This is a genomic window from Saccharothrix stipae (assembly GCF_054781895.1).
This window is the reverse complement of the sequence record NZ_BAAGTN010000008.1, coordinates 821,935-842,555: the sequence shown is the minus strand read 5'-3', so window position 1 is coordinate 842,555 and position 20,621 is coordinate 821,935. Positions and strand designations below refer to the sequence as shown.

16 protein-coding genes are annotated in these 20,621 nt (G+C 73.0%); 7 read left to right on the top strand and 9 right to left on the bottom strand.

Features of this window, described 5'->3' with window-relative positions:
• Nucleotides 1-24: 24 nt before the first annotated feature.
• Entirely contained in the window at nt 25-1,938 is a 1,914-nt protein-coding gene (locus ACYVLT_RS20755; protein ID WP_461121828.1) for a patatin, read from the top strand.
• A gap of 6 nt (nt 1,939-1,944) precedes the next feature.
• Here the strand turns inward: ACYVLT_RS20755 and ACYVLT_RS20750 are convergent, their stop codons facing one another.
• Nucleotides 1,945-2,745: an SAM-dependent methyltransferase gene (locus tag ACYVLT_RS20750; RefSeq protein WP_461121827.1), complete on the bottom strand. Its 801-nt coding sequence runs from the start codon at nt 2,743-2,745 to the stop codon at nt 1,945-1,947.
• 262 nt (nt 2,746-3,007) lie between these two features.
• Between ACYVLT_RS20750 and lon the strand changes: the two genes are divergently transcribed.
• Complete coding sequence (lon, locus tag ACYVLT_RS20745; RefSeq protein ID WP_461121826.1) at nt 3,008-5,374, top strand: endopeptidase La; 2,367 nt, start codon at nt 3,008-3,010, stop codon at nt 5,372-5,374.
• Nucleotides 5,375-5,437: 63 nt separating this feature from the next.
• On the opposite strand, the gene ACYVLT_RS20740 is transcribed toward lon, so the two are convergent.
• The 4 genes from ACYVLT_RS20740 to ACYVLT_RS20725 all read right to left on the bottom strand — a co-directional run bounded on the left by ACYVLT_RS20740 (nt 5,438) and on the right by ACYVLT_RS20725 (nt 9,457).
• Nucleotides 5,438-6,238 carry an NAD(P)H-binding protein gene (locus ACYVLT_RS20740; protein WP_461121825.1) on the bottom strand — a complete coding sequence of 267 codons (801 nt, stop codon included), beginning with the start codon at nt 6,236-6,238 and terminating at the stop codon, nt 5,438-5,440.
• Nucleotides 6,239-6,297: 59 nt separating this feature from the next.
• Nucleotides 6,298-7,935, bottom strand: a complete 1,638-nt coding sequence (locus ACYVLT_RS20735) for a PstS family phosphate ABC transporter substrate-binding protein (RefSeq protein ID WP_461121824.1) — start codon at nt 7,933-7,935, stop codon at nt 6,298-6,300.
• Nucleotides 7,936-8,080: 145 nt separating this feature from the next.
• The gene (locus tag ACYVLT_RS20730; RefSeq protein WP_461121823.1) at nt 8,081-8,566 is read right to left on the bottom strand and encodes an AMIN-like domain-containing (lipo)protein; all 486 of its coding nucleotides are present in this window, start codon (nt 8,564-8,566) and stop codon (nt 8,081-8,083) included.
• 69 nt (nt 8,567-8,635) lie between these two features.
• Nucleotides 8,636-9,457, bottom strand: a complete 822-nt coding sequence (locus ACYVLT_RS20725) for a polysaccharide deacetylase family protein (RefSeq protein WP_461121822.1) — start codon at nt 9,455-9,457, stop codon at nt 8,636-8,638.
• A 186-nt stretch (nt 9,458-9,643) separates the two neighbouring features.
• Between ACYVLT_RS20725 and ACYVLT_RS20720 the strand changes: the two genes are divergently transcribed.
• Nucleotides 9,644-10,171, top strand: coding sequence for a YbhB/YbcL family Raf kinase inhibitor-like protein (locus tag ACYVLT_RS20720; protein WP_461121821.1), 528 nt, complete (start codon nt 9,644-9,646; stop codon nt 10,169-10,171).
• Nucleotides 10,172-10,212: 41 nt separating this feature from the next.
• Nucleotides 10,213-11,598: a mycothione reductase gene (locus ACYVLT_RS20715; RefSeq protein WP_461121820.1), complete on the top strand. Its 1,386-nt coding sequence runs from the start codon at nt 10,213-10,215 to the stop codon at nt 11,596-11,598.
• Nucleotides 11,599-11,731: 133 nt separating this feature from the next.
• Here the strand turns inward: ACYVLT_RS20715 and ACYVLT_RS20710 are convergent, their stop codons facing one another.
• Nucleotides 11,732-12,946: an MFS transporter gene (locus ACYVLT_RS20710; RefSeq protein ID WP_461122256.1), complete on the bottom strand. Its 1,215-nt coding sequence runs from the start codon at nt 12,944-12,946 to the stop codon at nt 11,732-11,734.
• A 125-nt stretch (nt 12,947-13,071) separates the two neighbouring features.
• On the opposite strand from ACYVLT_RS20710, the gene ACYVLT_RS20705 reads away from it, so the two are divergent.
• Nucleotides 13,072-13,743, top strand: a complete 672-nt coding sequence (locus tag ACYVLT_RS20705; protein WP_461121819.1) for a FadR/GntR family transcriptional regulator — start codon at nt 13,072-13,074, stop codon at nt 13,741-13,743.
• A 166-nt stretch (nt 13,744-13,909) separates the two neighbouring features.
• Here the strand turns inward: ACYVLT_RS20705 and ACYVLT_RS20700 are convergent, their stop codons facing one another.
• Nucleotides 13,910-14,818 carry a LysR family transcriptional regulator gene (locus tag ACYVLT_RS20700; RefSeq protein WP_461121818.1) on the bottom strand — a complete coding sequence of 303 codons (909 nt, stop codon included), beginning with the start codon at nt 14,816-14,818 and terminating at the stop codon, nt 13,910-13,912.
• A gap of 73 nt (nt 14,819-14,891) precedes the next feature.
• On the opposite strand from ACYVLT_RS20700, the gene ACYVLT_RS20695 reads away from it, so the two are divergent.
• Nucleotides 14,892-15,791 (top strand): EamA family transporter, encoded by a 900-nt coding sequence (locus ACYVLT_RS20695; protein WP_461121817.1) that lies wholly within the window; start codon nt 14,892-14,894, stop codon nt 15,789-15,791.
• Here ACYVLT_RS20695 and ACYVLT_RS20690 read toward each other — a convergent pair.
• Nucleotides 15,777-17,720, bottom strand: coding sequence for an ATP-binding protein (locus ACYVLT_RS20690; RefSeq protein WP_461121816.1), 1,944 nt, complete (start codon nt 17,718-17,720; stop codon nt 15,777-15,779). The two genes, ACYVLT_RS20695 and ACYVLT_RS20690, sit on opposite strands and share 15 nt — an antisense overlap.
• A 66-nt stretch (nt 17,721-17,786) precedes the next feature.
• On the opposite strand from ACYVLT_RS20690, the gene ACYVLT_RS20685 reads away from it, so the two are divergent.
• Nucleotides 17,787-18,728: a pentapeptide repeat-containing protein gene (locus tag ACYVLT_RS20685; protein WP_461121815.1), complete on the top strand. Its 942-nt coding sequence runs from the start codon at nt 17,787-17,789 to the stop codon at nt 18,726-18,728.
• 330 nt (nt 18,729-19,058) lie between these two features.
• Here ACYVLT_RS20685 and ACYVLT_RS20680 read toward each other — a convergent pair whose 3' ends face one another.
• The gene (locus tag ACYVLT_RS20680; RefSeq protein ID WP_461121814.1) at nt 19,059-20,582 is read right to left on the bottom strand and encodes a cobyric acid synthase; all 1,524 of its coding nucleotides are present in this window, start codon (nt 20,580-20,582) and stop codon (nt 19,059-19,061) included.
• Between the last annotated feature and the right edge of the window lie 39 nt (nt 20,583-20,621).

The following is a 20,621-nucleotide window of genomic DNA, read 5'->3' as shown; positions in this document are numbered from 1 at the left end:
GATCATGGTGGGCGGGAGGTTCCCATGGCCGAGGACTTCGACCGGTACTGCGACCTGACCATGCGGGGCGGGACGGCGAGCGGGGTCGTCTACCCGCTGGCGGTGGTGGAGTTGGCCCGGCACTACCGGTTCAAGTCGTTGGGCGGCGCTTCGGCGGGCGCGATCGGGGCCGCGTTCACCGCGGCCGCCGAGAAGGGCCGCGACCAGGGCGGTTTCCGCAAGCTCGAAGAGGTCGTCGACTGGTTCGCCGCACCCGGGTGGCGGCTGGCGCAGTTGTTCCAGCCCAGCGGGCACACCCGCAAGCTGTACCGGATCGTGGCGGCCTCCATGCAACGCCGCGACTCCACCGGCCGCAGCCCGCTCACGTGCCTCCTGCTGGCCCTGATCAGCGCGATCGGGTGGCGCGCACGGGCGTTCCTGACGGTGGCGCTGACGTTGTGGCTCACCGGACCGACGTTGTGGTTTCACTCGGTCGAGTGGGGCTCCACGCCGACGTGGGTGCTGATCGGCCTCACCGTCGTGGTCCTGGTCGCGGTGCCCGGGATCGTGCTGCGGGTCCTGCCGAAGGGCCGGGACGCCTGGCTGCGCCGCGCCGGCACCGCCCTGCTCCTGGTCCTCCCGCTGATCCCGGTCGCCCTGGGCACCCGGTGGACGGCGCGGGACCTGGCGAGCGCGGCCACCGCCGCCGGGTGGTGGCTGGTGCTCGGCTTCGCGTTCGTCAGCGCGGTCGCGCTCACCTTCGGCCTGGGCGCCAAGCGCTTCCTCGACCGGATGGCCACCACCATCCACTTCGGACTCGTGCCGGGCACCGGCGAGTTCCGGCCGTCCTTCTGGGACCGGCGCTGCGGTGTCCCGGCGTCGACCGGCGTGCCGCCGTTGAGCGACTGGATCGCCGACCGGCTGGACGACCTGTCCGGCACCGCGGACCTGACGTTCGACGACCTGACCACCAACCTGGTCCTGATGACGACGGACCTGTCCGAGGGCCGCCCCTACCGGCTGCCGTTCACCGAGCCGGCCGACGCGTGGCTGTTCTGCCCGACGTGCCTGAGGAAGGTCCTGCCGGGGCGCACCGTCGACAAGCTGGGCGACGACGCCACGCGGCACCACTGCCCGTTGCACCCCACCGAGACCGTGCGCGTGCTGCCGAGGAACCTGCCGGTCGCGCTGGCCGTGCGGATGAGCATGCCGTTGCCGGGCCTGATCGCCGCGGTCCCGCTGGTGCGCGCCGAGCCGGAGCCGCGCGTGCACTGGTTCTCCGACGGCGGGATCACCAGCAACTTCCCGATCCACTTCTTCGACAACCTGCTGCCGCGCTGGCCGACGTTCGGGCTCTCGCTGCAGTCCTACCCGCCGGGCGACGACCGGCCCGTCTGGCTGCCCGAGCAGGACGCGTCCACCAGCGGCACGCCGTGGCGCGGCATCGGGCTGGTGCGGCACTTCGCGTCCGCGATCCTGGACACCATGCTGGACTGGCGCGACACCATGCAGTCCGCGCTGCCCGGCTACCGCGGCCGGATCGCGCACGTCCGCGTCGGCGCGCTGGAAGGCGGCACGAACCTGTTCATGCGCCCGGAGACCATCCGCGCCCTGGCCGAGCGCGGCGCGGAGGCCGGGCGGCTGCTGCGCACCCGGTTCACCGAGGACGGCGGCGACCGGACCGACCGCTACCGCTGGATCCGGATGCGGCTGGCCATGCGCGAGTACCGGCAGCTGGCCGAGCAGTCCGGCGAGCGCGGCGAGCTGTACCGCGACCTCACCGCCCGCTACCGGATCCCGGCGGACCTGCACGAGTGGTTCACGACCCCGCCGACCGGCCTCGACCCGCACGCGCGGGAGATCGGCCTCACCCTGGACGCGCTGGGCGCGGTGCCCGACGGCCCGTTCGACGGCGAGCCGCCCGTCGACCCCGACCTGCGCCTGACCCCACCGGAGTGACGGCGGTCAGGCCTTGCGGCCGACGCCCGCGTACGCGTTGATGTAGGCGTCGTCGGAGTCCGGCCGCCACTCGCTCAACGGCACGACGCCGGGTTCCACCACGTCCAGTCCGGTGAAGAACGCGGCGACCTCCGCGCCCGAGCGGAGCACCAGCGGGCTGTCGGTGCGGCGGTAGATGGCGTTGACCTGCTCACCGCTCTCCCGCGCTTCCTGCGACACGCCGTCCCAGCTGGCGTGCGAGATGGCCAGGAAGCTGCCCGGCGCCAGCACGTCCCGGTACCGGGCGAGCGCCGAGTGCGGGTCGTCGGTGTCGGGCACGAAGTGCAGCACCGCGAGCATCAGCAGGCCGATGGGCCGGTCGAAGTCGAGCGTCGCGCGGACCTCGTCGGCGGCCAGCACGGAGTCCGGGTCGCGCAGGTCGGCCTGGATCGCGGTGGCCAGCGGGTTGTCCGCCAGCAACGCCGTGCTGTGCGCCACGGCGACGGGCTCGACGTCGGCGTACACCACGCGGGCCGCCGGGTTGGTCTGCTGGGCGATCTCGTGCACGTTGCCCACGGTCGGGATGCCCGACCCCAGGTCGAGGAACTGGTCGACGCCCTGCGACAGCAGGTAGCGCACCGCCCGCCGCAGGAACGACCGGTTGGCCCGGGCCGCGCCGGACATGCCGGGGAAGATCTGCTCGACCGACTTGGCCGCCTCGCGGTCGACCGCGAAGTTGTGCGACCCGCCCAGGTAGTAGTCGTACATCCGGGCCGCGCTCGGCCGTTGGAGGTCCACCGAGGACGGGACCCAGCTCGCCTGCTCCATGCGCACATCTCCTCGTCAGTGGACCGCGTGATCGTCGCGGTGCGGCAAACCGGGCACAACCCCCGAATGGACGCTCGCGGCGCGATTCGCGGTAACCGTAGGAGGTCCGGCTCCCGACCGCGGCCCGGGTCTCCCATCCCGGGTCACCACCGTCCGGCCCAGGTTCGACCCCCGAATGGGCGCTCGCTGTGGGCGAACACGAACCGGAAACAATCCCGCGCTCACCTTGGTTGAGCCAGTCAGACTCAACTTTGGAGGGATCATGGGCGAGACGTTGGCGCTGCCGGTGCTGCCGCTGGACGACGTGGTCGTGCTGCCGGGCATGGTCGTGCCGATCCGGCTCAGCGGCTCGGACGCCACCGCCGAGGCCCGCGCCGCGATCGAGGCGGCGACGGCCGCGGGCGAGGCCTCCGGCGACCGGTCGAAGGTCCTGCTGGTGCCCCGGCTGGACGGCAAGTACGCCAAGGTGGGCACGCTGGCGGTGATCGAGCAGGTCGGCAGGCTGTCCGGCGGCGAGCGCGCGGCCGTGGTGCGCGGCACCGAGCGGGTCCGCATCGGCACCGGCACGACCGGTCCGGGCGCGGCACTGTGGGTCGAGGCGACCGTGGCGGACGAGCCGCCGGTGGACGACCGCACCCGTGAGCTGGCCCGCGAGTACCGGGCGCTGGTCACCACCATCCTCCAGCAGCGCGGCGCGTGGCAGGTCGTCGACTCGGTGCAGCAGGTGGACGAGCCGTCCGCGCTGGCCGACCTCGCGGGCTACGCCTCGTACCTGGACGAGGAGCAGAAGGTCTGGCTGCTGGAGACCAGCGACGTCGCCGAGCGGCTGGAGAAGCTGCTGGAGTGGGGCCGCGAGTACCTGACCGAGCTCGACGTGGCCGAGACGATCCGCAAGGACGTCAAGGAAGGCGTCGAGAAGCAGCAGCGCGAGTTCCTCCTGCGCCAGCAGCTGGCCGCGATCCGCAAGGAGCTGGCCGAGCTGGACGGCAAGCCCGCCACCGAGGAGCAGGACTACCGGGCCCGGGTCGAGGGCGCGGACCTGCCGGACACCGTGCGCAAGGCCGCGCTGGCCGAGGTCGACAAGCTGGAGCGGACCTCGGAGCAGTCGCCCGAGGTCGGCTGGATCCGCACGTGGCTGGACACGGTGCTGGAGCTGCCGTGGAACGAGCGCACCGAGGAGTCCTACGACATCGCGGGCGCCCGTGCCGTCCTCGACGCCGACCACGCGGGCCTGGACGACGTCAAGGAGCGCATCACGGAGTACCTGGCCGTGCGCCGTCGTCGGGCCGACCGCGGCCTCGGCGTGGTCGGCGGTCGCCGTTCCGGCGCGGTGCTGGCCCTGGTCGGCCCGCCCGGCGTGGGCAAGACCTCGCTCGGCGAGTCGGTCGCGCGGGCCATGGGCCGCAAGTTCGTCCGGGTCGCCCTCGGCGGCGTGCGGGACGAGGCCGAGATCCGCGGCCACCGGCGCACCTACGTCGGCGCGCTGCCCGGCCGGATCGTCCGGGCGATCGCCGAGGCGGGCTCGATGAACCCGGTCGTGCTGCTGGACGAGATCGACAAGGTCGGCGCGGACTACCGGGGCGACCCGACCGCGGCGCTGCTGGAGGTCCTCGACCCCGCGCAGAACCACACCTTCCGCGACCACTACCTGGAGGTCGAGCTCGACCTGTCGGACGTGGTGTTCCTGGCCACGGCCAACGTGCTGGACTCCATCCCCGGCCCGCTGCTGGACCGGATGGAGCTGGTGCGACTCGACGGGTACACCGAGGACGAGAAGGTGACCATCGCCCGCGACCACCTCCTGCCCCGCCAGGTCGAACGCGCCGGCCTCACGGCTCAGGACGTCACGATCACCGAGGCGTCACTGCGCAAGCTGGCCGGCGAGTACACCCGCGAGGCGGGCGTGCGCCAGTTGGAGCGCTCGCTGGCACGGGTGCTGCGCAAGGTGACCGCAGGCGTGGCGCTGGAGGAGGCCGAGCTGCCGGTCACGGTCGACGTGCCGGACCTGCGCGGCTACCTGGGCTCGCCCAAGCACACGCCGGAGTCGGCCGAGCGGACCACCGTGCCGGGCGTGGCCACGGGCCTGGCGGTCACCGGCGCGGGCGGCGACGTGCTCTTCGTCGAGGCGTCGCTCGCCTCCTCCGGCACCGGCGGTGCGGGCGTCACGCTGACCGGCCAGCTCGGCGAGGTGATGAAGGAGTCGGCGCAGATCGCGCTGTCCTACCTGAGGTCGCACGACGACCGGGCCGAGGCGCTGGCCGATCGGGGCGTGCACATCCACGTGCCGGCGGGCGCGGTGCCGAAGGACGGGCCGTCGGCCGGTGTCACCATGACCACGGCGCTCGCGTCGCTGCTGTCCGGCCGCCCGGTGCGGTCCGACGTGGCGATGACCGGCGAGGTCTCGTTGACCGGCCGCGTCCTGCCGATCGGTGGCGTCAAGCAGAAGCTGCTGGCCGCGCACCGGGCGGGCATCACGACCGTGCTGCTGCCGCGGCGCAACGAGCCCGACCTGGACGACGTGCCGGAGTCGGTGCGGGCCGAGCTGACCGTCCACCTGGTGGCGGACGTGAGCGAGGTGCTGGACCTGGCGCTGGAGCCGGTCGCGGCGGCGACCACCGCGGCCGCCTGACCCCTTGGCGCCGAAGCCCCGGCCGACCCGAGAGTCGGCCGGGGCTTCGGCGATCGCGTGCTCTCAGAAGCGGTCGGCGTGCTCGGCCGCCCAGTCCGCGAACGTGCGCGGACGGCGACCGGTCACCTCGGCGACCGTGTCGACCACGGTGGCCGCCGCCGCGGGCGGCGAGGCGTGCCAACCGATCACGAACTCGGCGTCCTCGCGGGACACGCCGGTCGCCAGCAGCCGGTCGACCGCCTGCTGGTGCGTGATCTCGGCGAACGCGATGTCGCGCCCCAGAACCCCGGCGAGGATCGCGACCCGCTCACGCGTGGTCAGCGACTGCGGCCCGGTGAGGTTGTAGGCGCGGCCCGCGTGACCGTCCTCCAGGAGCGCGGTGACCGCGACGGCGGCGATGTCCGCCTCGTGCACCACCGCGCCGGGCAGGTCGTAGGGCTCGCGCACGACGCCCTCGGCGCGGATCGAGTCGGCCCAGGTCAACGCGTTGGACATGAACTCCTGCGGCTCCAGGCGCGTCCACTCCACACCGGACTCGGCCACCGCCTGCTCCGCCGGTCCGACCCACCCGCCCCACACGACGGTCATCCGGCGCACGCCCGCGTCCACGGCGCGCTCGACCAGCTCGGCGGCGACCTCGGCGAGCCCGGCCGTCACCGTGATGTGCAACCGGGTGACGCCGTCGAGCGCCTCGGTCACGGTCCCGGGCGCGGTGTGCGTGCCCGGCACCACCTCCACGCCGGCGGGCAGCCGCGCCCGCGCCGGGTCGCGGGACAACGCCCGGACGCGCTGTCCGCGACGGACCAGCTCGGCCACGACGTGCCGGCCGGTGTTGCCGGTGGCGCCTGTCACCAGGACGGTCATGGTGATCCCCCTTCGTCACCGGCCACGCTAAGAGCTCGACCGAGCTGGAGGTCAACCGCTCACCGCAGGTTGCACAGGTCCAGCGGCGCGCCGTCGGCGTTCAGGCACGGCAGGTACCCGGCGTCCTTCATCCGCACCCGCGCGTCGTCGTGCTCGCGCACGTACGCCACGAACCGACCGATCAACTGCTCGGCCGCCGGCTCCGACCGCGTGTACAGGTACTCCACCGTCCAGAACGGGTAACCGGACTCCACGCCCGACGCCGCGTCGAACACCTTGCCGTCCAACGACAGCGCGGTCAGCGCGTTCGTCTTGCGCGCCTCGGCCACCGACGGCGCGTCGGCGTACCCGATCGCGCCCTCGACCGCGCCGATCTCCCGCACCACGTCGGCGTTCTTGTCCCGCTCGCACCGGATCACCGGCGCGGACGGCGCGCGGTCCTTCGCCCGGCAGTCGTTGGACGACAACGCGCTCTCGCTCGTGCCGAGCACCCGCCGCTCGAACAGCTCCCGGGTGCCGGACTCGCCGCCGCGCCCCACGATCCGGATCGGCAGCGCCGCGCCGCCGCGCAGCTGGCTCCAGTCGGTGTAGACACCCGCGTAGATGCCGCGCAGCTGCTCCACCGAGATGGTGTCCAGCCCGACCGAGGTGTGCACCACGACGTGGTACACCACGATCGCCAGCTGCTGCGCGAACACGCCCTGCGCCTCCTGCTTGCCGTCGGACAGCGCGACCACGCCCTCCTCGCCGCCGGCTACCTCGCGCACGCCCTGGATGCTCCCCGTCGCGGACGTGGTGATCTCGGCGTCCGGGCACGCCCGCTCGTACTGGTCGGCGATCGTGGCCATGGTCGGCATGAACACGCTCGACCCCTCCACCCGCAACGCCCCCGACGCGCACGCGACCGTGGCGTCGTGGGAACTCGGCGGCCACGCCAGCACCAGCACCAGGACCGCGGCCAGCAGGGCGGCCAGGCCGCCGGTGAGCCGGGGCAGGGTGAGCAGCCGTTCCGGGCGCTCGTCGTGCACGATCCCGGCGCCGCCGAGGCTGCCGACCACCTTCACGTCCTTGCCCAGCTCGCCGGCGGCGTTGCCGTCCGGCTCGCGCAGCACCACCAGCAGCTTGAACTTCTGCTTGCGCCGCAACGCCAACTTCTCCAGCCGCACCCCGTGCCACACCGGCTCGCCCGGTTGCTCCGCGGGCACCGCGAGGCCGCCCCACCGGGCCACGCGCTGCGCCATCCGCTCCCGCACCGTCGGCAGCGTCGCCTTCACCGGGCCCGCCTCCGAGCCGAAGAACCGCATGCTGCGCCGGATCTGCGCCTTCATCTCGTCCGACCCGGCCTCGGAGACCCTGGCGTTCCACACCACCCGGTTGCCGAAGGTGAACGTCAGCGGCTGCTCGAAGTCCTCGCCGTCGATGTCGTAGCTGCCGGTGTTGCGGACGCGGACCACCACGATGCTCATCCGGTCCAGCACCCGCACCAGTTCCCGCAGCTGCGGCGAGTTCGGGTCGGTGCCGTCGTGCAGCTGCTCCGGCCCGAGCCCGATCTTGGAGTTGTAGAGCACCCGGAAACCGAGCCGCTTGCGGCGCACGAAGAGCCGGTCGATGACCGGCGTGGCGAACAGCAGCCCGATCGCCAGCAGCACCGGACCGGGACCACCGAGGAAGTCCAACGCGGACCGCAGCACCTGCACACCGAATTCTCGGTCGGCGGACCGACCGAGAACCGGGTCATCACCGGGTGTTCACCACGGCTTCACCGCGCGGCAAGCGCTCCCGCACCGGACGGACGATCTCCGGCCGGTCGTCGGGGCCGGCGCCGGACGTCGGTGCCTGCCGTCAGTGCCCGACGTCGATCACCACGCGGGTCGGCGAGTCGAGCAGGAACACGCGGTGCCACGAGTCGCGCCGCATGCCGAGCCCGACGGTGAGGTTGGCCTCGTAGTCACCGGTGATCGCGACCGCCTGGACGTTGGTCAACGCGGGCGTCGTGAACTGCCGGGGACCGGTGTAGGTGAGGTTGCCGTTGTCGTCGTGCGCGGCGGCCGGGGCCGACCGGACTTCCAGGAAGTACGAGCCCGGCAACGAGACCGGGAGGCCGGAACCGTCGTAGTGGAGCTGGTCGACCGACCGGATGAAGAACTCCGGCCGGTGGCCGTTGAGGTCGAGCACGACGCGGTCGAAGTCGGCGTGTCTGCCGGTGCGGATGTTGGTCAGCACCGGGGTCTGCGTCATCGACGTGGCGGCCGACGCGGCCGGGATGGCGGCGCCGATCGCGGCCAGTGACAGGACGAGCAGTGCGAGTTTCCTGAGGCGGCTGTTCATGGTGGCCCTCCATGGGCTCTCCCGGCTCCGCTGTTCCGAGCCGGCATACCCCTAGAGACGTGTCGCACGTCACACGGTTGCCTTGGGGTCCGCCAGGAAGTCCTCCAGCACGACGGGCGTGAGGCCGTCGAGCTTGCAGCGCTCCAGGAAGGCCAGGAAGTCCTCCACGAACGTGTGCCGGAAGTGCATGAGCACGATGTCGCCCGCGGTCAACCGACCACCGGCCTGGAACTGCACGACACCGTCGTTGACCGCCGCCGTCCACATCACCAGCGCGGTGAACCCGCAGTCGGCCGCGGCCCGGCGCGTGGTGTGGTCGAAGTTGCCGAACGGCGGCCGGAACAGCGTCGGCCGGGCGCCCAGTTGCGCGCGGAGCAGGTCGGCGTTGCCGCAGATCTCCCGGCGCTGGAAGTCGTACGACGTGCCGGACAGGTCCGGGTGGGTCGCGGTGTGCGCGTGGACCGTCGCGACGCCGTCGAACCCCTTGAAGTAGTCGGCGTGGCCGTCGACGTGCTTGGAGTTGAGGAACAACGTCGGCTCGACGCCGCTCTTGCGCATCAGCTCGATCGCCGCGGGGTGGCGGACCGCGCCGTCGTCGACGGTGATGAACACGTACGGCCGGTCGGTCTCGATCCGGCGGACGACCGGCACCATGCCGTCGACGATCGGCGGCACGTGCCGCTGCGGCGTGCCGTACGCGTAGGCCTGCTGGAAGACGGGAATGGTGGTGCCGCCCGGGCCGGGCAGGGCCGTCGGCGGTGTGGTGGTGGTCGTCGTCACCGCGGTCGTGGTGGTGGTCGCCGTGGCCGGCTGCTCCTGAACGGCTTCCGGCTGCGGTGCGCACGCGACCGCGATAACGGCGGCCAGGACCGCCATTCCCCTGCGTCTCATCCGGGTTCCCCTCCAACGAGCGCCGATCCGTTCGGGAGGCGCTTACTCGATTGAGACGCCAAGAGGATCGCTCAGGTTGCCCCCGGCCGTCCAACCGGACCACCTCCACTCCCCCGTCCGTGTCACCGCCGGTTCGGGGATAGGGTCGTGCGGGTCTGTCCCGCAAGATCACGTGTGGAGGACCCGATGAGCCTTGAGCGACCCGTCGCCCCCGACCCCTACTCGCTGCTGCCGCGGGTGGCGTCGTTCACGGTCGACTCGACCGACGTCGCGGACGGCCGGACGCTGCCGCAGGCCCAGGTGTTCGAGGCGGGCAACACCTCGCCGCAGCTGAGCTGGACCGGGTTCCCGGAGGAGGCCAAGAGCTTCGCGGTCACCTGCTTCGACCCGGACGCGCCGACGCCGTCGGGCTTCTGGCACTGGGTCGTGGTGAACGTCCCGGCGTCGGTGACCTCGCTGGACACCGGCGCGGGCGCCTCGGACGACGCGCTGCCCGCGGGCGCGTTCCACGTGCGCAACGACTTCGGCACGCGCGCGTTCGGCGGCGCCGCGCCACCGCCCGGCGACCAGGTGCACCGCTACTACTTCGTGGTGCACGCGGTGGACGTGGCGGAGTTGGACGTCGACGGCGACGCCTCACCGGCCGTGGTGAGCTTCAACCTGGCGTTCCACACGCTGGCCCGGGCGATCCTCGTGCCGACCTACGCGCACTGATGGCGGGAACAAGTGCCTCACGTCGTCGGTTGGAGCACGACGTGAGGCACTTCGACCTGGTCATCATCGGCACCGGCTCCGGCAACTCCATCGCGGACGAGCGGTTCGCCGGCTGGAACATCGCGATCGTCGAGAAGGGTGTGTTCGGCGGCACGTGCCTGAACGTCGGGTGCATCCCCACGAAGATGTTCGTGCACACCGCCGACGTCGCCGCGGCGCCCGCCTCGGGCACGCGGCTGGGCGTCGACGCCCACCTGGACGGCGTGCGGTGGACCGACGTGCGCGACCGGATCTTCGGCCGCATCGACCCCATCTCCGCCGGCGGCCGCCACTGGCGGGCCGAGGAGAACGCCAACGTCACCGTCTACGAGGGCACGGCCAGGTTCACCGGTCCGAAGACCCTCGACACCGGCACCGGCGAGGTGATCACCGCGGACCGGTTCGTGATCGCCGCGGGCAGCCGCCCGGTCGTGCCCGACGTGGCGGACCTCGACTCGGTCGGTTACCACACCAGCGACACGGTCATGCGGCTCGACGCCCTGCCCGCCCGCCTCACCATCCTGGGCAGCGGTTTCGTCGCGGCCGAGTTCGCGCACGTGTTCTCGTCGTTCGGGGTGGCGGTGACCGTCGTCGCGCGCTCGGGCGTGCTGCTGCGCCACGAGGACCGCGAGATCGCCACCCGGTTCACCGAGATCGCCGGGCAGAAGTGGGACGTGCGGCTCAAGCGCAAGGCGGTGCGGGCCGAGCGGGTCGACGGCGTGGTGCGGCTGCACCTGGAAGGCCCGGACGGCGCCGAGGTCGTGGAGTCGGACGAGCTGCTGGTCGCGGTCGGCCGCACGCCGAACTCGGACCTGCTCGACCTCGCCGCCACCGGCGTGGAGGTGCACCCCGACGGCCGCGTGGTCGTGGACCCCCAGCAGCGCACCTCGGTCGAGGGCATCTACGCGATGGGTGACGTCAGCTCGGAGTACCAGCTCAAGCACGTGGCCAACCACGAGGCGCGGGTCGTGCGGCACAACCTGCTGCACCCAGACGAGCCGATCGCGTCGGACCACCGGTTCGTGCCGGCGGCGGTGTTCTCGTCGCCGCAGATCGCCTCGGTCGGGCTGACCGAGGAGCAGGCCGTCGAACGCGGCGTCCGGTACGTAGCGGCGGCGCAGGCCTACGCGTCGATCGCGTACGGCTGGGCGATGGAGGACACGACCGGGTTCGCGAAGGTCCTGGCCGATCCCGACACCGGCCTCATCCTGGGCGCGCACGTGATCGGGCCACAGGCGTCGAGCGTGATCCAGCCGGTGATCCAGGCCATGAGCTTCGGCCTGGACGCCGGGACGATGGCGCGCGGGCAGTACTGGATCCACCCGGCCATGCCCGAGGTGATCGAGAACGCGCTGCTCAACCTGCCCCTGACGCACCGGCAGGCCTGACCGGCCAGACCGACGCGACGACCGGCGCCGAAGCTCCCGGTCGACGGGAGACCCGGCCAACCCCTCGTGCGGCCGGGTCTCCCGTTCGTACCGGTAACCGCCACATCGCGCCGGGAAGACGAGGCGTTATCAGTTACACCGTGCGCGGCCGGCCGGCGATCCAGCCGAGGGCGGTCAACAGGACCAGCAGCCCGACCAGGACGAGCATCGACACCGTCCAGGTGCCCGTGACGCCGCGCAGCACGCCGAACGCGAACGGCCCGGCGGCCGAGATCAGGTAGCCGATGCTCTGCGCCATCGCCGACAACCGGGCGGTGTCCGCGCCGGACGACGTGCGCAGCGAGATCATCATTAGCGCGAGCGGGAACATGCCCATGCCCACGCCGATCAGCACGACCCAGAGCCCCGGTGCGGCGGCGGGCGCGAGGGCGAGCCCCAGCACACCCGCGACCGACAGCGCGCCCAGCACGAGCACCAGCCCGGACTGGCCGGGACGCCGTGCCGCCAGCGGCGGGACGATCAGGCTCACCGGCACGCCCAGCACCATGGTGATCGCGAGCAGCAGGCCCGCCGTCGTGCGGTCCACCCCGGCGTCGCCCAGGATCTGCGGCAACCACCCCATCACGGTGTAGGCCAGCAGCGACTGCAAGCCGAAGAACACCGTGATCACCCACGCCAGCGGGCTGCGGAACAACGAACGCCCGGCGCCCACCCGGCGCGCCGCCGACCGGACCGGGGCACCGTGCCGCGCACCCGCCGCCCACAGCAGCAACGCCGCCAGGGACAGCAGCGCCCAGGCGCCCACGGCCAACCGCCACGAGCCGAGCGCGGATTCCAGCACCGGCGTGAACGCGGCGCCGATCGCCGCACCCGCGGCCAGCGCGGCCGTGTACACACCGGTCACCAGGCCGACCCGGCCCGGGAACGAGTCCTTCACGACCACCGGGATCAGCACGTTGGACACCGCGATGCCCGCGCACGCGATGAACGTGCCGCCGAGCACCGCCGCCGGGCCGTCCACCACCCTCAGCACCAGGCCCGCGGTCAGCACCAGCAACGACAGCCCGACCGCGCGCGCCATGCCGAGCCGTCGCCCCAACCAGGGCGCGAGGAACGCGGAGAACCCGAAGCACACCGTGGGCACGGCGGTCAGCAGGCTCGTCCACGCGGTGGAGACGCCCAACGACACGCGCACGTCACCCAGCACCGAGGCCAGGCTCGTGACGGCCGGGCGCAGGTTGGCCGCGGCCAGCGCTACGCCGATCGCCAACAGGGTGCTGCCGACCAGGGCAACTTGGCGGTTCCGCCGCGCCTCACCGGTCCCGGTGCGGCCAGGATGGTCCGCGATCGTCACATCGGCACCGGGATCGGTGGCAATGTGGGCGGTCGACGGTGACCAGTCTGGCCGGGTCTGCTGGATTGGCACCGGACCACTATCGCAAACATGGGATGTTCGGATGAAAGGATGACGCTGTGCCGTTGGCCACTACTCGGCGGGCCGGGCTCGTCGACCAGGTGATCGACCAGATGAGGGGAGCGATCACCGCCGGTGAATGGCCGGTCGGACGGCGCATCCCACCGGAGCCCGAGCTGGTCACCGCCCTCGGTGTGGGTCGCAACACCGTGCGGGAGGCGGTGCGCGCGCTGTCCCACGCCGGCCTGCTGGAGGTGCGCCAGGGCGACGGCACCTTCGTCCGCGCGACCAGCGAGCTGTCCGGCGCGGTCCGCCGCATGTGCGGCAGCGAGCTGCGCGAGGTCCTGCAGGTGCGCCGGACGCTGGAGGTCGAAGGCGCCCGCCTGGCCGCCACCCACCGCACCGACGAGGAGCTGAGCGCCCTCCGGCGGTTGCTGACCGAGCGGGACGAGGCGCTGGCCGCCAAGGACTGGGCGCGGCTGGTGGAGCGGGACACCGCCTTCCACGTGCTGCTCGTCCAGTGCTCGCACAACACCCTGCTGGCCGAGCTGTACCAGGGCCTGACCGAGGCGGTCCGGGCCAGCATCACGGCCACCGTGGAGACCGACCACGACGACGACCACGTGTCGCACACCGGTTTGCTCGACGCGGTGCGCGACCGCGACGCGGCCCGTGCCGCGATCGAGGCGGGCGGCTTCCTGGAGGAGTTGCTGGAGCGCCACAAGGACTGAAGCGGGGCGGGCGAGGGCTGCCCACAACGGGGCGGAGGCCTCCCACGGCGGCGGATTTCCCCAGGAGGCCCCCTGGTGAGTGGCTCGTGCGACCCCCAGCCCCGGTCTCACACCGATAGTCGCCGAGATCGGCCCCGGCGCAACGCCGGGATGCCCGATCGTTACCTCACGCGGTCTCTCGAAGGCCCCAGCAGTCCCGCAACGCCGCCAGCGTGGCGGTGACCGCGGGCCGGCGGGTGGCCTGGGTGCGCCACACCGCGAACACCCGGCGGGTCGGCGTCGGCCGGAACGGCACCGCGCGCACCGAGTCGGGCAGCGCGCCGCGGCCGAGCCTGGGCAGCAGCGCCACGCCGATCCCCTTGGCCAGCAGCGCCAACTGCGTCTCGTACTCGGCGATCCGGTAGGCCAGGTCCGGTTCCATGCCCGCACCCCGGAAGGTGTTCACCAGCCAGTCGTGGCAGATCGTGCCCTCCGGCTGGCAGATCCACCGCTCGCCCGCCAGGTCCTCGGGCGCCACGCCGTCCCGCCCGGCCAACGGGTGGTCGACCGGCAGCAGCACGTCGGCGACGTCCTCGCCGAGCCGCGCCCGCGACACCGGGTCCGGCACGGCCAGCGGTGCGTTGACCCAGTCGTGCGTGACCGCCAGGTCCAGCTCGCCGCGCGCCACCGCCTCCAGGCAGTCCGGCGGGTCGAGCTCGACCAGCCGCACGTCCAGCTGCGGGTGGTGTTCCGCGAGCCGCACGAGCGTGGCGGGCAGCAGGCCGCGCGCGGCGGTGGCGAACGCACCGACCCGCAGCTCGCCGACGGCCGCGCCGCGCTGCTCCTCCAACGCCACCTCGGCGTGCTCCACGAGCGCGAGCACCTGCCCGGCGGTGGTCGCCAGCAGGTGGGCCGCGTCGGTCAGCGCGACACCGCGACCGCGGCGTTCCAGCAGCGTGGTGCGGGTCTCGCGTTCCAGTTTGGCGATCTGCTGTGACACCGCGGACGGTGTGTAGCCCAACGCCGTGGCCGCCGCGCCGACCGAGCCGTGTTGCGCGACCGCGTGCAGGGCGCGGAGCCGTCCGAGATCCAGCATGTAGCAATCCTAAACCGAAACCTTCAGCATTCGTCGCTGGTGCTAAACGTTGCGGCGCTCAAGACTCGGTGGCGTGAAACCTCGTCACGTCGCTGTCGCGGTGCTCGTCGCCACCATCTGGGGGATCAACTTCGTCGTGATCAAGGTGGGTCTGCGCGACTTCCCGCCGTTGTTCTTCTCCGCGCTGCGGTTCCTGGCCGCCGCCGTGCCCGCGCTGTGGTTCGTCGGACGGCCCAAGGTGGCGTGGCAGTGGGTCGTCGCGGTCGCGCTGGCGCTCGGCGTGGCGAAGTTCGGGTTGGTTTTCGTCGGGATGGCCGCCGGGATGCCCGCCGGCTTGTCGTCGTTGGTGCTCCAGAGCCAGGTGTTCTTCACCGTGCTGTTCGCGGCCGTGCTGCTGCGCGAACGGCCGCGGCCGGTGCAGCTGCTGGGCATGGGCGTGGCGGCGGCCGGGATCGTGGTGATCGCGTTCGACTACGGCGTCGGCAGCCCGATCTCGGCGTTCCTGCTGGTGGTGCTCGGCGCGGTGGCGTGGGGCCTGGCCAACGTCGCCACCCGGTACGCCCGGCCGCCGGACCCGATCAACTTCATCGTCTGGGTCAGCGCGCTGGCCGTGCCACCGCTGCTCGGCCTGTCGCTCGTCTTCGAGGGCCCCGCCGCGGACCTGGCCGCGCTGCGGGGGCTGAGCTGGACCGGCGTGGGCGCGATCCTGTTCATCGCGTGGGTGTCGACGCTGCTCGGCTTCGGCCTGTGGAACCTGCTGCTGCGGACCTACGAGGCGAGCGCCGTCGTGCCGTTCGCGCTGCTGGTGCCCGTGGCGGGGATGCTGTCCGGTTGGCTGCTGCTGGACGAGCAGATCACCGCGGTGCGCCTGGGCGCGGCCGCGCTGGTGATCACCGGCATGGCCGCCACCACGCTGAAACGCCGCCAGCCCCGCGCGCCGGAACCGGAGCTGGTCGGGTCAGCGGCGCGGTAACTTCGACAGCCGCTTGCGCACGCTGCGCACCATGTCGTCCCGGCCGAGCTCCTGGTAGCGCCCGATGGCTTCCCGCCACCAGTGCCGCGCCATCTCGTGGTCGTGCAACCGCCGGGACAGGATGCCGCGCGACACCGACACCCGCGCCTCGCGCAACCGGTCGCCGTGCTCGGTCGCCAACCGCATGGCCGCGGTGTAGTGCTCGTCGGCCAGGGCGTGACGGCGGCGTTCGCGGGCGACCGTGCCGAGGTTGAACAGGATGTCCGCCTCACCGCGCCAGTCACCCAGCTCGCGGTACAGGGGCAGCGCCTCGTCGTAGTGCGCCTGCGCCGCGAGCAGGTCGCGGTTGCGGCGGGCGATCGAGCCGAGGTTGTGCAGGGCCTGCGCGGTGCCGGGCCGGTCGCCCAGTTCCCGGCTGAACGCCAGGAACTCCCGGTACAGCCGCTGCGCCGCGTCACGCCGGCGCGTCTCGCGGGCGAGCCTGGCCAGCCGGTGCACGGCCTGCGCCTCGGCGGCCCGGTCACCGATCCGCCTCGCCGCTCCCAGCGCGAACTCGTACAGCACCCGGCAGTCGTCCCAGTGCCGCCGGTAGAACAGGAACCCCGTGAGCAGGAACGCCAGCCGCAGCGCCCGTTCGGGGTGCCCGACCCGGTCCGCCAGCAGCACGGCCTCCACCAACGTGGGGTGCTCGACGTCGAGCCACGCCAACGCCTCCCTGGAGATCTCGTACGCCGGGTTGCGCTGCGCGTCGGACTCGCCGGTCACTTCGACGTAGTGGTCGAGCAGGCGTGCCACCGCGCGTTGGCGCTCCTGCGCCGACTCGTCCTCCGCCCGTTCCCCGGCGTAGAGCCGCAGCAGGTCGTGCAGGCGGAACCAGCCGCGGGGCTCGCCGGGCTCGACCATGTGCGCCCGCCGCAGCGAGGTCAGCAGCTTCTCGGCCTCCCGCGGCGGCAGGTCCGCCAACGCCGCCGCGGCGGCCACGCTCACCTGCCGACCCGGGTTGAGCGACAGCAGGCGGAACAGCCTCGCCTCGGCCGGTGTGAGCCGGTGGTAGGACAGGTCGAACGCGGCGTGCACGCCCGAGCTGTCGCCGAACGACAGCTCGCCCAACCTGGTCGACGCCTCGCCCAGCGCGGCCACCAGGTCGTCCAGCGGCTGCTCCGGGTCGGTGACCAGGATCGCGGCCACGATGCTCAACGCCAGCGGCAGGTGGCCGCCGAGCCGGACGAGTTCGCGGGCGGCCTCCGGATCGGCCACCACCCGGTCGTCGTCGGGCCGCGCCGCGCGCACCGCGCCGTCCAGCAGGGCCACCGCCTCGGCCGCGTCGAGCACGTTCAGGTCCAGCAGCCGGGCGCCGATCAAGTCGCCCAGCGTGTGCCTGCTGGTGACCAGGACGCGGTGGGCCCGCGTGCCGGGCAGCAGCGGGCGCACCTGGTCCGCGGCCGACGCGTTGTCCAGCACGATCAACACCGGTGGCAGCTCGGCGAGCTTCGACCGGTACAGCGCCTCACGTCCCGCGCGCTCACCGGGGACGTGCTCGGCGGGCACGCCCAACGCGCGCAGGAACGTGGACAGCGCCACGTCCGGCGTCAGCCGTGCGCGCGGGTCGTAGCCCCGCAAGTCGATGAACAGCACGCCGCCGGGGAACCAGCCCGCCTCGACCGCGTCGTGCGCCGCCCGCACCGCGAGCGTGGTCTTGCCCACGCCCGCGAGGCCCGCGACGGCCGAGAGCACCACGGGCGCGGCGGCGGGCTCCGGGCTCGGCCGCAACGCCTCCGCCAACGCGTCGAGGTCCGCCGCACGGCCGGTGAACAGGTCCACCGGCGGCAGACCGGCCAGCGCGACGGGGGCGGGCTCGGTGAAGGCGACGTCCCGCGCCTGGATCAGCGGCCCCGTCACCGTCCCGCTCATGTCGTTGCGCGAATCCACCACACGCCTTTGTACCGCCCGCCTCGGTGATTGACGACCCGCCGGCGGTCCGATGGGCTGGAGGCCGTGGAGCACCGCGTGCTGTCGGCCAGGACCATCGTGCTGTGGGCGGTCGGGTTGGGTGTGGTGGCGGCGGCGTCCGTCGTGCTCCTGCTGGTGCTGCTCGGGTCGGGCGAGCCGCGTGACGGGGTGCGGCTGGACGTGATCCGCACCGCCGCCAGCATCGTGCTCGGCACGGGCGGCGCGGCGGCGCTGCTGCTCACCGCCCGCCGCCAGCGCTACACCGAGCTCGACCTCGTGCAGAAGGACCACGACGCGACCGAACGCCGCGTCACCGAGCTGTACGGCAAGGCCGCCGACCAGCTGGGCAGCGACAAGGCGCCGGTGCGGCTGGCCGGGTTGTACGCGCTGGAACGGCTGGCGCAGGGCAACCCCGCGCACCGGCAGACGATCGTGAACCTGGTCTGCGCCTACCTGCGGATGCCGTTCACCCCGCCGCCCGAAGCGCGCGCCAGGGCCAGGATCGGGCCGCGCGACGCGCACCGGTTCCAGGAGCTGGAGGTGCGGCAGACCGCGACCGCGCTGCTGGCCGCCCACCTGCGGCCGGACCGGCCGGACGCGTTCTGGGACGACATCACGCTCGACCTGTCCAACGCCACGCTGGTGAAGGCGACGCTGACGCACGCGCGGATCCGGTCGGCCTCGTTCGCGGGCACCACGTTCGTCGGCCCGGCGACGTTGCGCGGCACCGAGATCGCCGGCACGGCCGACTTCCGCGACACGTGCTTCCGCGACCTGGCCGACTTCCGGCGGGTCCGGTTCGGCGACTCGGTGTTCCGGGGCGCGGTGTTCGAGGGCGGCACGGACTTCGGCGTGCACACCTCGGCGACGCTGACCGGCGCCCGGACGCGGACCCGTGACGTGCGGCGGAAGTGGCCGTCGGGGTGGGTGGAGCAGCCCGCGGCGCCGGACTGGGCGCTGCTCGTGGCCGTTCGTGAAACCCGTTGACCCGAACGGGCGACGTATCCCCGGGTGCGGCGCCGGTACCTTCACAGTGTGACTACCCGTGAGCGGAGGTGTGACATGTGCGCCTTCTTCCACACGTCCCTCCGCCGGCCGGCGGAGATCTGAGCAAGCGCCCAGTCCGGACCGCCAGGATTCCCTCACGCACGGATGCGACCGCACGGTCCTCGACGGGACCACGCGGGTAGGTCCGCCCGGCTTGCCGGTCGAGCTGTCCCCCGCGCACCGTCGTGCGGCCCGGTCGTCGTCACGGCTCCCGCCCACCGGTGGCACAACGCGCGACTTGCCGGTCGCGCGCACCGCGGTCGGACGTCGTCACGCGACAGGCGGAGCACCCGCGGGAGGGATCACCGGAAGTCCCGGCGGCGCACCCTTCTCCAGCAACGCCCACACCGCGTCGGTGTCGAGGTGGTCGGCGACCAGGTCGCCGAGCAGGTCGAGCTGCGCGGCCCGCCGCCCGGCGAAGTCCACGTCCGGCGCGGGGGTGAATCCTTCCCGGCCCGCGTGGCCGGCCGCCCAGCGCAGGAGGGCGCGGCGGAAGCCGTCGTTCTCCAGCAACCCGTGCCAGTGCGTGCCGGCGACCCGCCCGCGCAGCGCGCCCTCCGGCGTGCCGTCGGGCAGGGTGACCAGACCCCGCTCCGCGTTGCGGGTGACCACGCCGTGGTGGATCTCGTAGCCGGTGACGGGTTCGCCGAACGCGTCGCCGCGCGGCCGCTCCAGGGTCTTGTCCGGTGCGAACCGCACGTCCACGTCCAGCAGGCCCAGGCCCGCCACCGCGCCCGCGCGCGACTCCACCGCGTCCTCGATCGCCCGGCCGAGCATCTGGAACCCGCCGCAGATGCCCAGCACCGGTCCGTCGTGCGCGACGATCGCGTCGGCCAGCCCCGTGCGGCGCAACCAGCGCAGGTCCTCGACGGTGGCCTTCGAGCCGGGCACCACCACCAGGTCCGCGTCCGCCAGCCGGGACGGCTCGGTGACGAACCGCACCGACACGCCCGGCTCGCAGGCCAGCGCCTCCACGTCGGTGGCGTTGGAGATCCGCGGCAGCCGCACCACCGCCACCCGCAGCCACTGGTCGCCGTGCGGCGGCTCCGGCCTGCCGATCACGCCGTCCGCCGCGTAGGACAGGGAGTCCTCCGCGTCCAGCCACAGCTCCTCCCGCCACGGCAGCACGCCCAGCACCGGACGTCCGGTCAGGGCGTCGAGCTGCCGCAGACCCGGTTCGAGCAACGCCGGGTCGCCGCGGAACTTGTTCACCACGAACCCGCAGACCAGCGCCTGGTCGGCCGGGTCGAGCAGGGCCAGCGTGCCGAACAGGTGCGCGAACACCCCGCCCCGGTCGATGTCGCCGACCACGAGCACCGGCAGGTCCGCCGCCCGCGCCAAGCCCATGTTCGCGATGTCGTCGGCCCGCAGGTTGATCTCGGCGGGCGAGCCCGCGCCCTCGCAGACCACCACCTCGAAGTCGTCCCGCAGGTCGTCCAGGGTGGCCAGGACCGTGGCGAACAGCTCGGCCTTGCGCTTGCGGTAGGACAACGCGGACACCTCGCCCACGGCCCGCCCCAGCACCACGACCTGCGAACTGCGGTCGCCGCCCGGCTTGAGCAGCACCGGGTTGAACCGCACGCTCGGCTCCAGCCCGCACGCGGCGGCCTGCAACGCCTGCGCCCGGCCGATCTCGCCGCCGTCGGCCGTCACGACCGAGTTGTTGGACATGTTCTGCGCCTTGAACGGCGCGGTCCGCACGCCGCGGCGGGTGAGCCACCGGCACAGCCCGGCGGCCAGGACGCTCTTGCCCGCGTCCGACGTCGTGCCGGCCACCAGCAACGCGCTGCGCACGTGGTCCCCTCACCGTCGGTCGAGCCGACAATCGGACGT